Consider the following 10,162-nt stretch of genomic DNA (forward strand, 5'->3'; position numbering starts at 1 on the left):
CTGGACATACTACCCCCAAAAGGAAAGGGGACCTTACATCTATGAGTTATTTGGACGGAAGTCAAACCGCGGTCAATCTTCTTCGGGCCTTTGCCGGCGAATGTCAGGCCAGAGGCCGCTACAGCATCTATGCTGTCTACGCCAATCGGGAGGGCAAGAAAGTTGCCCGCGATCTGTTTCTTGAAATTGCGGACAATGAAAAGGAGCATGCGCAGCGTTATTATGAGCTGCTCATCCATGGCCTGGGCGACGTGGCTCAAAACATCAACATCGACGCCGGCTATCCCGTGGCTCTGGGCAAAACTCAGGACAATCTGAACTATTCCTACGACGCTGAATGGGAGGAACACACGGAGATTTACCCCGGTTTCGCTCAAATTGCCGCCAACGAGGGGTTCATGGACGTCAGCGAGGCTTTTGCACGAATCGCAGAAGCGGAAAACACCCACGCCCAGCGTTTTCATGCCATGTGGGAGGAGATGTCCCAGGGGCTGGATCTTTCCCGGCCCACGCCGGTGCAGTGGATCTGCACCAACTGCGGCTACATCCACGTGGGCACCCAGCCGCCCGCCGTGTGCCCCGCCTGCCTCCATGCCAAGGGCTATTTCAAGGTCCGCGGCGCCATTGGCTGAAGCTCTTTCAAAGCCCTCCCTTGGGAGGGCTTTTTACTTTCCCAAAAAAACTGCTTGCATTTTGCCCCGCCCTTCGCTATAATATTGCATGCAACGTCTGCTGATGTGGCACAGGAGGTAGCGCACATCCTTGGTAAGGATGAGGTCCCGGGTTCGAGTCCCGGCATCAGCTCCATTGAACCAGTTTGGATTCTCCAAACTGGTTTTTCTTTTGCCCCAAAGTAAACCTTTTCTTGCCAAACCCTGGAACCGGTGATATGATGAGTAAAACGATTACTTGCCCTGGGGACGATATTGGGTATCCGTCCCGGGATCACGATTACGAAAAGGAGCGATGGAGATGAAGATTGGTTTGATCGGCCTTGGAATCATGGGCAAGCCTATGGCCAAGAACATATTGAAGGCAGGACATTCGCTGATGGTCTACGACATCAACCGGGCCGCCATGGATGAGGTTGCCGCGGCTGGAGCCCAGCCCGCGAAGGACGGTCGGGAGATCGGCGCGTCCTGCGATGTGATTCTCACCATGCTGCCCAATTCCCCTCAGGTGAAGGAGGTTATGCTGGGCGAGGGCGGCGTCATTGAAACCATCCGGGAGGGCGCGGTTTTTATCGATATGAGCAGCATCAATCCCCTGGCCTCCAAGGAGATTGCCGAGGCGCTGGAAAAGAAGGGCGTGAAAATGCTGGACGCACCGGTGAGCGGCGGCGAGCCCAAGGCCATCGACGGCACTCTCTCCTTCATGGTAGGCGGGGATGCGGAGGTCTTCGAGGCCTGTAAGCCCCTTTTGGAAACCATGGGTTCCTCCGTGGTCCGCTGCGGCGGGATTGGCGCGGGCAACACCACCAAGCTGGCCAATCAGGTGGTGGTGGCGCTCAACATCGCCGCCGTGTCCGAGGCCTTCATGCTGGCTGAAAAGGCGGGCGTGGATCCCCAGCTGGTCTTTGAAGCGATTCGCGGCGGCCTTGCCGGCAGCACGGTGATGAACGCGAAAGCGCCCATGATCATGGAAGGCAATTTTATGCCGGGCTTCAAGATCGACCTGCACATCAAAGATTTGAACAATGCCCTCGAGACCGGACACAGCGTTGGTTCCCCCCTGCCTCTCACCGCGGCCGTGATGGAAATGCTGCAGACCCTGCGGGCGGACGGCTGCGGCCAGGATGATCACAGTGCCATCGCCAAATATTATGAGAAAATCTCCGGCACCAGGATCGGCCGGGAATAGGAGGTGCGTCATGTCCTTTCAGCCTAAAGGCATCATTCCCCCCATTATCACACCCTTCACCGAGGACGATGCTATTCATGAGCCGGTGCTGCGCCGTCTGGTGAACCATTTTATCGACGAAGGCGTTCACGGCCTGTTTCCCATGGGCACCACCGGTGAATTCTATGCGGTAACCGACGATGAGTACAAAAGGGTTCTGGAGATCACGGTGGAGGAGACCTGCGGCCGGGTGCCCGTCTATGCAGGAGCCAACCATATCACCACCCGCGGCGCCGTCCGTCTGGCGCACATCGCCGAATCGGCGGGCGTTAACGCCATCAGCGTACTCACACCCATGTTCATTGGTCAGACCCAGGAGGAGCTCTACCATTATTTCAAAACCATCGCCGAGAGCACACCCCTTCCCATCATTCTTTACAACAACAAGCCCAAAACCAACGTGACCATCGCTCCGGAAACGGCGGCCCGCCTCGGAGAGATTCCCAACATTGTGGGCGTTAAGGACAGCACTGGAGATTTCACCAACACCGAGGAATATCTCCGGCTCACCCGGGGCAATCCCAATTTTTCGGTGCTGCTGGGCCGCGATACGCTGATCCACGCCGGGCTGTGCTATGGCGCGGCCGGCGCCATCGCCAGCTGTGCCAACGTAGCGCCCCGTCTCACCGCCGATATCTACGATAAATATGTGGCCGGCGATATAAAGGGCAGCCTGGAAGCCCAGTTCAAGCTGGCGCCCCTTCGTATTGCCTGCAACATGGGCACCTTCCCCGCCGTCATCAAGGAGGGACTCATGATGCAGGGCTTCCCGGTGGGCAAGTGTCTGGACCCCATCGCCGAACTCACGGACGGGGAGAAGGCTAAACTGCGCATGATTCTTCAGGAAATGGATCTTCTTTCCAAGGAGGGAACGCTATGACCCCGACCATCGTGCGCATGGACGTGTACCCCGTGGCGGGGCGGGATTCCATGCTGCTCAATCTGTCCGGCGCCCATGCGCCCTACTTCACCCGCAACGTGGTCATTCTCACCGATTCCACTGGCAATCTGGGCGCGGGCGAGGTGCCCGGCGGCCCCAAGATCACCCAAGGGCTGGAGGATGTGAAATCTCTGGTGGTGGGGCAAAGCCTTGGACGCTATAAAAATGTGCTCCTCCAGGTGGCGGATGCCTTCTCCAAGGAAAAGGACAACCGGGGCAATCAGACCTTCGACCAGCGAACCGGCGTGCATGTGGTCACCGCCATTGAGGCCGCTATGCTGGATCTTCTGGGAAAGCATCTCGCCGTCCCTGCGGCCGCACTGTTGGGCGAAGGCCAGCAGCGGGACGCGGTCAAGGCACTGGGTTATCTGTTCTATGTGGGAGAGCGCCGGAAGACCGATCTCCCCTACTCTTCTGAGCCCGGCGGCGATTGCACTTGGTACCGCATCCGCCATGAAGCGGCCATGACTCCCGACGCCGTTGTAGTGCTCGCCCAAGCCGCCCAGGAAAAATATGGTTTTAAGGATTTCAAGCTCAAGGGCGGAGTGTTCGGCGGTGCGGAGGAAATGGAGGCCATCCGCGCTCTCAAACGCGCCTTCCCGGACGCACGCATCACCCTCGACCCCAACGGCTGCTGGAGCCTCCCGGAAGCCATCCGCCTTTGTGCGGACATGCATGGCATTCTGACTTACTGCGAGGACCCCTGCGGAGCGGAGGACGGCTTCAGCGGGCGGGAGATCCTGGCCGAGTTCCGCAGGGCCACAGGTCTTCCCACCGCCACCAATATGATCGCAACGGACTGGCGCCAGATGCAGCATTCGGTGGCCCTTCAGTCGGTGGATATTCCCCTCGCCGATCCCCACTTCTGGACCATGGCGGGCAGCGTCCGGGTGGGCCAGCTGTGCCGGGACTTCGGCCTCACCTGGGGCGCCCACTCCAACAACCACTTCGATATCTCCCTGGCCATGGTGGTTCACACCGCGGCGGCGGTTCCCGGTGATATCACCGCCATTGACACCCACTGGATCTGGCAGGAGGGCATGGAGCGTCTCACCCGCGAGCCCTTCCCCATCGAAGGCGGCATGATCAAGGTACCGGATCGGCCCGGTTTGGGCATCGAGGTGGACATGGAACGCATCCTTAATGCAAACCGACTCTATCAGCAGCACTGTCTGGGCGCTCGAAACGACGCCGCGGGAATGCAGTACTTTATTCCGGGCTGGACCTTCGATCCCAAACGGCCCGCAATGGTACGGTGAAAAAAATAAAAAGGACGGCGACCCCGTCCTTTTTTCATGCCTTTTATTTGGCGTTGCTGGCGTAGAGGGCCGCTGTTTCCTCGGAAATAATGCCCTTCTCCCTCAGCTGCGTTACGCTCACATCCATGGCGATCATACCCTCCTTGCGGCCCGCGTAGATGGCGGTATCGATTTGATGGATGCGGCCTTCCCGGATCATGTTGCGGATGGCGGGGTTCATGCGCATCACCTCAAAGGCGGGCACCAGGCCGCCATCCGCCGAGGGCAGAAGCTGTTGAGAGATCACCGCCTCCAACACCATGGAAAGCTGGAGCCTTACCTGCTGCTGCTGGTCCGGCGGGTAGACGTCGATGATGCGGTCGATGGTCTTGGCGGCGCCCAGGGTATGCAGGGAGGAAAGCACCAGCTGACCCGTTTCCGCCGCGGTCATGGCAATGTTGGTGGTCTCAAAATCCCGCATCTCCCCAAGAAGAATCACGTCCGGCGACTGGCGCAGTGCGGCCCTCAGCGCGCTGGCATAGGACTCGGTGTCGGAATGGATCTCCCGCTGGCTGACGATGCTGCGGTTGTGGCGGTGGATAAACTCCACCGGGTCCTCCAGCGTGATGATATGGCAGCTGCGGCTCTTGTTGATGGCGTCCACGATGCAGGCAAGGGTGGTGGATTTACCACACCCCGCCATGCCGGTCACCAGAACCAGCCCCTTGCCAAGCTTATGAGCATTCATCACTTCCGCAGGGATCCCCAGCTTTTCCGGATCGGGCAGCGAAAAGAATACCGTTCGGATGACGGCGGCCAGGGTATTGCGCTGACGGTACACGTTGATTCGAAAGCGTCCCACTCCGCTCAGCGAAAAGGAAAAATCATCGTCCCCCGCTTCCAGGAAATATTCGAAGCTCTTGTGATTAACCAGGGAATAGATGTCCTCCACTAACTGGTAGGTATCCTCCGGCTTCAAGCGCTCCTCTCCCTGGGGAACGATGGTCCCGTCAATTTTAAATGACACGGGAAGGTTGGCAATGAGGAAGACATCCGATGCCTTTTCCTTTGTGGCCTTGGTCAAAATCTCCGTGATCGTCATGGGTTATCGTCCTTTCCCGTCCAAAGGGGCGGATTTTCTTCCGGCGAATTGCCGGACTCCCGGACCAGCCGCCGGCTTTCCAGGCTGAGACCGCCGTCGAAGGTGAGCCGGCTTTCCAGCCGCACGTTTTCCGTAACGCTCTCGGAAAAAATAATGTTCAGCCGTCCGTCCGTCATCTGCGTTTCATATTCTTCCCCCAGGGCGGAAAAACCTCCCTCAGCATCCTGGCCCTCAAGCACACTGGACAGCTCCGCCATCCGTGCCTCGCTTCTGGCCTCCGCCTCATAATAGCTCTTTGTGAATCCGACGCTCTTTTCCGCCAGTTTCCATTCCGACCGGGCGGTGATCAGCGACAGCACCGCAAACACTGTCAGACAAAGGATCATCAGCACCATGATAAGGGAGACGCCGCTGATCCGTATGGGATTCTCCTGCCGCTTCAACGTTCCACCCCCTCTGCAAGGGCAAAGGGCAGGGCGTAGAGTTCGCCCTCCTCGCCGCCGATGACGATATTTCCCTCGACGGGACAGCCCGCCCGCAGGGTGATTTTGGCCTGATAGGCGCCTTCCCCCTCCACCTGACGCCAATCTCTGTCATACCAGAGGGTCACGCCCGCTTCGAGATCCCCAAAGCGGTCCGTCATGGTCTCATAATCCCCCGCATTCTTCAGCTGTTCTGCCAGGGATTGGGCCTGAATCATCGCGCCGCTCAAATCCTGGGATCTTCTCGTATAGCCGTGGGCGGAAGCAAAAACGCTGAGGATAATGGCGCAGGAAACGAAAAAGACCAGCAACATCACCATAAATTCCATCAAAAACAGGCTGGCGCCCGAATGGGTCCGTTCCTCCATGGCCTCTCCTTTCTAACGCAGCGCTAAATCCAAAGTCCGCTCCATCCCGGAGGCGGCGGTCACCGTAAGCCGGATCAGCCCCTCGGCGGTCTCAATTCTAAAATCCTCCACCGCCACCAGCCGCTCCCCGGCGTTCCAATCGATATCCCCTTCGGCGGGAACCAGCTGTTCGCATAGATACCCTTCCCAAGGATAGATCAGGGTTTGGTAGGTCACCTCTTCCCACGCCTCATCAATGGCAAGAGCGCTGACGCCATCCTTCTCCACCACGGACACGCGGTCCGTTCCGCCGTAACGCACCTTATTGCCCACATAGGCGAGGCCGGTTCGGACCTGACCGCTGTCCTGCATCGCGCTTGCCGTCTTTTGATAGATTTGGGAGCCCATCATCACCAGGAGAAGGGCGAACACCGTAAAGATGCAGATCAGGGCCAGAGCCGCCACCGTCTCGAAGGTGTGTCTTTGCTTACCCATTATCCCCGATCCTTTCATTTTTTCTCTATGACCTGGAGCTCCGGAAAAAGGTTGTCGGCCACCAGCTGATAGTGGACCCGGTAGGCGTCATGATTGATTCGAAGCCCATAGTTCTCCTCGAGATACGCCACGCTGGGCGGATAGGCCCCTTCCAGAGCGTAACAGGTCACCACCGCCTGGCGCAGGGCGTTTCGCACATTCTCCCCGCCCTCGGAACGGGTCCGGTCCCGGACGAGCCCGGAACCCAAGAGCACCGCTGCCGCCAGCGCCAAAAACACCGCCGCCGGCACAACAAATTTTAACGCTTTTCTCATGGCCCCTCCCTATCCCACGGAGGAGAGAATGGAGATGAGGGGCAGCATGGCGGAGATCACAATCCCGCCGATGATCACCGACAAAGTGACCACCAGCACCGGCTCCACCAGGGATACGCTCCGCTCCAACGCCTCCGACAGCTCCTCGTCATAATAATCCGACAGCTTTTCCATCGCTAAATCCAAGCTGCCGGTTTTAAGGCCAATATACACCAGCCGGTTGCCCATGGCGCCAAACATGCCCGAACGGCCAAGGGCCGTCTCCCAGCTTTCGCCCTCCTGCACCGCCCGCTGGCACGCTTCCAAACGTTCCCGAAGGCGCGGATGGCGGGTCCGCAGGATCATGGCCGCCACACTCTCCTCAATGGAGATGCCGCTTTTCAGCATCATGGACAGACCGTTCACCATCTGGCTTACCGCCAGGGTATAGGCGATGCGCCGAGTAAATATGGATTTCACCAAAAGGTCCGTCAAGCGCTGCCGGCCCTTCTCCGTGCGGGAGCACAAGAATCCCGCCGCCAGGCCAAGGAGCACCAGAGCGATTACCGCGAGCAGGATGTAGCTGAGTCCGTAACCCGCTTGCAGGCTGACGGCGCCTCCCTCAAATTCACTGAGGACCTGCTGAAAGGCGGGCAGCACACCAATGATCATCACCGCCACCACCACCGCCATCATGCAGATCAGCAGCACCGGATAGTATACGGCGCTTCGCAGCCGCTTTTGGAAGCCGTCCATGCGCCGGTAATAGCGGCCAAGCCCTTCCAGCGCCTCCTCCAGGCGGCCGGAGCTTTCCCCCACCTCCAGGGTGGCTATCATATACTTTGGTGCGCAGTCCTCGGCCTTCAGACTGTCCGCCAGACTCTCGCCCCGCTGTATGCGTTCGTCCACCCGGTTCAGGGCGTCCTTCAGCGGCCCCCCGTTGAGGTCCTCATGAACGGCATGGAAACCGTCCCGAAGCTGAATGCCCGCATGGAGCATCATGGCCAGATTTTCGCACAGGATGGCGGTTTCGCCCTGGGTGAGGCGGTAGCCCTCCACACGTTTTTTCATTCGTCCTTCCGCCCTTCCTAATATTCATAGACGGTCTCGTATTGGAGATCCCCATCGGTATTCGAGGCGGCAAAGGTGGTATCCACCAGCTGCCAATTCTCCCCGTCAAAGTAAATTTTCATTTCCACCCATCCCACATCCTTGATGTAGACGAGGTTCCAGGCGTGGTACACGTCCAGCGGCTCCACATAGCCGGTGACCAGCTTGGTGGGGATACCCTGGGAACGGAGCATGGCCGCAAAAAGGGACGCGTAGTCGTAGCAGATGCCCTTCCTTTCCTCGAGCGTGTCGTCCACCGAAGGCAGATAATCCTTCCTCGTCTGCACCGTCTCCGCCTTGGCGTCATCGTAATCAATATTGTTCACAATGTATTGGAAAACGTCATGAACCACGTCCAGATCGGAACGGGCGTCCGCGGTAAGGGCCTGCCCCTCCAGCACCGCCTGGCTGTCCGGCGTGTAATCCACCATCTGGTTGGGCACCAGAAAAGGCGCATAAGCGCTGGACAGAACCACCTCCACCTCCGCAGTAAGCAAAGGCGTATACCGGTTGTCCACGATATTCTCCAACACCGAGATGGCATAGCTTCCGTCGCCGCACTGCAAAGGGAAGGTTTCACTCCTTCCCTCATGGTTTAGATCGTAGTTATAGACCTTGTCGCCGCACTTGATCTGGGCTTTCACCCTCTTGTCCCGGCCGGTGATGCAGGTAAGCATCACATATCCGTCGGCTTTGTGGCTGGTGTCAATTCTTACCTCGTCGTTTTCCGCCACTTCCGTGTCCCCAGCCTCGGGCATTCTCACCTTCACCTTCTCCCGAAGAGGCGTTTCCTCTTCGGCATTCGGCGAGGCTTCCGCCGCGGGACTGGCGGCAGGCGGCGCCGAGCAATTGGTCAGCGTCAAGATCAAAACCAGCGATTGCAGCCAAAGCAGCCCTCGTCTGGTCCTTTGTGTCATACGCCTTTCATGCCTCCAGAATCTATTTAATGGGCTCCAGCGGCTCAAATACCGCCCTAAGCTGTACGGGGTGTTTCCGGTAGGTGGCCCTAAAGGTGCGGGAGAGCCGCGCCACCACGCTTTCGCAATCCTCGTAGGCCGCGTTCATAAGCAATATCACCAGCTGGGATTTGGAATATTGGGAAACCACATCGCCCCGCCGAAGCCCCAGAATGATCACCCGCTTGAGAACGGCAAAGGCATCATTCAAAACGGCGCTGGGCGGCATGCGATGGTCCTCCCCCAGCAAAGAGATGAGCACCAAATAGATCGACTGTCCCGATCTTTCCATGCTGCGGCACTGCAGGCGGTAGATCTGGCGGAACACATCAATTTCGCAAAAAAGGGCGCCATTGATGATATCGTTGTTTTCCTTAAGATTGTTTTTCACCGACTGCAGATCGTACTGAACGTCCTCCTCGCTGTGGTGCATCTGCCGGTAGAGGGTCTGCAGGGCCTCGGAGGGCTGAACGCCAAGCTCCTTATACAGCAGCTGCGCAATATATTCATACTGGGCGATGCCCTGGCTGATCTGGTCCATATGGATCAGCGCCCGAATCATCATTTCATGAAGGGTTTCCTCATATGGATTGAGCTCAATGGCCCGCTCGCAGGTCGCTACGATCTTGCCGTAATCCTCCGCCGAGGCATAGAGTTTACACAGATTCAGCACCGCGGAAGTGTACATCCGTTTGTAGTAGCCCGATATGGAGATAACCCAGTTCTCGTAGGCGCTGTCCGTCAGATAGTCGCCGGTGTAGAGCGCCAGCGCCTCGCGGTAAAGATCAATCTGATTGCCAATCCCGATCTCCTGATCCTCCGCCCCTTTGCACAGACTTGCAAATTCGTCGGCATCGATCCAGCAGGGAACGTCGGGATTCCATAGATAGCTGTTGTGCTGGAACAAAATAAGCTCCCGATCCCCACAGCCCTTTCGAAGGATGCTGCGTAACCGGTACATCAGCGTGTACAAAGCCTTCAAAGGATTTTCGCAGTCGCCGTCCGGCCAAAGCATATCGATGAGCTTATCGATGGATACGGGCTGGGAGCGGTTGACAAGCATGTATTTAAAAAGCTTCCACACATTGCTGGCTCGGGGAGAACTGTTGGACAAAACCGTGTTCCCCACACAAACGGAGAAGGTGCCCAGCGTACGAATGCGCAGTACGACCCCACCATCAGACCCCTCTTGCATTTTGGGTTTCCCCCTTCTACGTCAATTTAACCGTTATCTCATTATAAGGGATTTCTCGTCTTTACACAATGATTACGCAAAGAAAACCCTTGCTTAGCCGAGATT

12 protein-coding genes and 1 tRNA gene are annotated in these 10,162 nt (G+C 57.8%); 5 read left to right on the plus strand and 8 right to left on the minus strand.

The genetic code is table 11. The annotated features are described in order from the left end of the window. Window positions 1–41 precede the first annotated feature (41 nt). The 5 genes from rbr (at window position 42) to H8696_RS09180 (ending at window position 4,098) form a co-directional block, all read left to right on the plus strand. Entirely contained in the window at window positions 42–632 is a 591-nt protein-coding gene (gene rbr / locus H8696_RS09160; RefSeq protein ID WP_249316955.1) for a rubrerythrin, read from the plus strand. A 99-nt stretch (window positions 633–731) separates the two neighbouring features. Further along, a tRNA-Thr gene (locus H8696_RS09165) sits at window positions 732–807 on the plus strand. A gap of 165 nt (window positions 808–972) precedes the next feature. After that, a complete protein-coding gene (gene garR / locus H8696_RS09170) occupies window positions 973–1,860 on the plus strand; it encodes a 2-hydroxy-3-oxopropionate reductase (RefSeq protein ID WP_407926379.1) in 888 nt (295 codons plus the stop codon). Between the two features lie 10 nt (window positions 1,861–1,870). Beyond that, entirely contained in the window at window positions 1,871–2,779 is a 909-nt protein-coding gene (locus H8696_RS09175; protein ID WP_249316960.1) for a dihydrodipicolinate synthase family protein, read from the plus strand. Beyond that, window positions 2,776–4,098, plus strand: coding sequence for an enolase C-terminal domain-like protein (locus H8696_RS09180; protein ID WP_249316962.1), 1,323 nt, complete (start codon window positions 2,776–2,778; stop codon window positions 4,096–4,098). Before H8696_RS09175 ends, H8696_RS09180 begins: the two co-directional genes overlap by 4 nt. A 43-nt stretch (window positions 4,099–4,141) precedes the next feature. Here the strand turns inward: H8696_RS09180 and H8696_RS09185 are convergent, their stop codons facing one another. From H8696_RS09185 to H8696_RS09220, 8 genes are read right to left on the minus strand one after another with little or no spacing between them, the layout of a single operon-like run. Then, entirely contained in the window at window positions 4,142–5,179 is a 1,038-nt protein-coding gene (locus tag H8696_RS09185) for a type IV pilus twitching motility protein PilT (RefSeq protein ID WP_249316964.1), read from the minus strand. After that, window positions 5,176–5,622 (minus strand): hypothetical protein, encoded by a 447-nt coding sequence (locus H8696_RS09190; RefSeq protein WP_249316966.1) that lies wholly within the window; start codon window positions 5,620–5,622, stop codon window positions 5,176–5,178. Before H8696_RS09190 ends, H8696_RS09185 begins: the two co-directional genes overlap by 4 nt. Next, window positions 5,619–6,029, minus strand: a complete 411-nt coding sequence (locus H8696_RS09195) for a hypothetical protein (RefSeq protein ID WP_249316968.1) — start codon at window positions 6,027–6,029, stop codon at window positions 5,619–5,621. The genes H8696_RS09190 and H8696_RS09195 overlap by 4 nt, the downstream gene beginning before the upstream one ends. Window positions 6,030–6,041: 12 nt before the next feature. Beyond that, window positions 6,042–6,503 carry a DUF4860 domain-containing protein gene (locus H8696_RS09200; protein ID WP_249316970.1) on the minus strand — a complete coding sequence of 154 codons (462 nt, stop codon included), beginning with the start codon at window positions 6,501–6,503 and terminating at the stop codon, window positions 6,042–6,044. Between the two features lie 14 nt (window positions 6,504–6,517). Next, complete coding sequence (locus H8696_RS09205; RefSeq protein WP_249316972.1) at window positions 6,518–6,817, minus strand: hypothetical protein; 300 nt, start codon at window positions 6,815–6,817, stop codon at window positions 6,518–6,520. 9 nt (window positions 6,818–6,826) lie between these two features. Next, entirely contained in the window at window positions 6,827–7,867 is a 1,041-nt protein-coding gene (locus H8696_RS09210; RefSeq protein WP_249316974.1) for a type II secretion system F family protein, read from the minus strand. A 17-nt stretch (window positions 7,868–7,884) separates the two neighbouring features. Beyond that, window positions 7,885–8,823: a transglutaminase-like domain-containing protein gene (locus H8696_RS09215; RefSeq protein WP_249316983.1), complete on the minus strand. Its 939-nt coding sequence runs from the start codon at window positions 8,821–8,823 to the stop codon at window positions 7,885–7,887. A 22-nt stretch (window positions 8,824–8,845) separates the two neighbouring features. After that, window positions 8,846–10,057 (minus strand): BTAD domain-containing putative transcriptional regulator, encoded by a 1,212-nt coding sequence (locus H8696_RS09220; protein WP_249316985.1) that lies wholly within the window; start codon window positions 10,055–10,057, stop codon window positions 8,846–8,848. Between the last annotated feature and the right edge of the window lie 105 nt (window positions 10,058–10,162).

It is taken from the genome of Gehongia tenuis, assembly GCF_014384795.1.
Lineage (GTDB): Bacteria > Bacillota > Clostridia > Christensenellales > NSJ-53 > Gehongia > Gehongia tenuis.

Bases quoted from the DNA above. Each gene is read 5' to 3' on its own strand.
- rbr (WP_249316955.1), top strand. From the start codon at position 42: ATGAGTTATTTGGACGGAAGTCAAACCGCGGTCAATCTTCTTCGGGCC.
- garR (WP_407926379.1), top strand. From the start codon at position 973: ATGAAGATTGGTTTGATCGGCCTTGGAATCATGGGCAAGCCTATGGCC.
- H8696_RS09175 (WP_249316960.1), top strand. From the start codon at position 1,871: ATGTCCTTTCAGCCTAAAGGCATCATTCCCCCCATTATCACACCCTTC.
- H8696_RS09180 (WP_249316962.1), top strand. From the start codon at position 2,776: ATGACCCCGACCATCGTGCGCATGGACGTGTACCCCGTGGCGGGGCGG.
- H8696_RS09185 (WP_249316964.1), bottom strand. From the start codon at position 5,179: ATGACGATCACGGAGATTTTGACCAAGGCCACAAAGGAAAAGGCATCG.
- H8696_RS09195 (WP_249316968.1), bottom strand. From the start codon at position 6,029: ATGGAGGAACGGACCCATTCGGGCGCCAGCCTGTTTTTGATGGAATTT.
- H8696_RS09200 (WP_249316970.1), bottom strand. From the start codon at position 6,503: ATGGGTAAGCAAAGACACACCTTCGAGACGGTGGCGGCTCTGGCCCTG.
- H8696_RS09205 (WP_249316972.1), bottom strand. From the start codon at position 6,817: ATGAGAAAAGCGTTAAAATTTGTTGTGCCGGCGGCGGTGTTTTTGGCG.
- H8696_RS09210 (WP_249316974.1), bottom strand. From the start codon at position 7,867: ATGAAAAAACGTGTGGAGGGCTACCGCCTCACCCAGGGCGAAACCGCC.
- H8696_RS09215 (WP_249316983.1), bottom strand. From the start codon at position 8,823: ATGACACAAAGGACCAGACGAGGGCTGCTTTGGCTGCAATCGCTGGTT.
- H8696_RS09220 (WP_249316985.1), bottom strand. From the start codon at position 10,057: ATGCAAGAGGGGTCTGATGGTGGGGTCGTACTGCGCATTCGTACGCTG.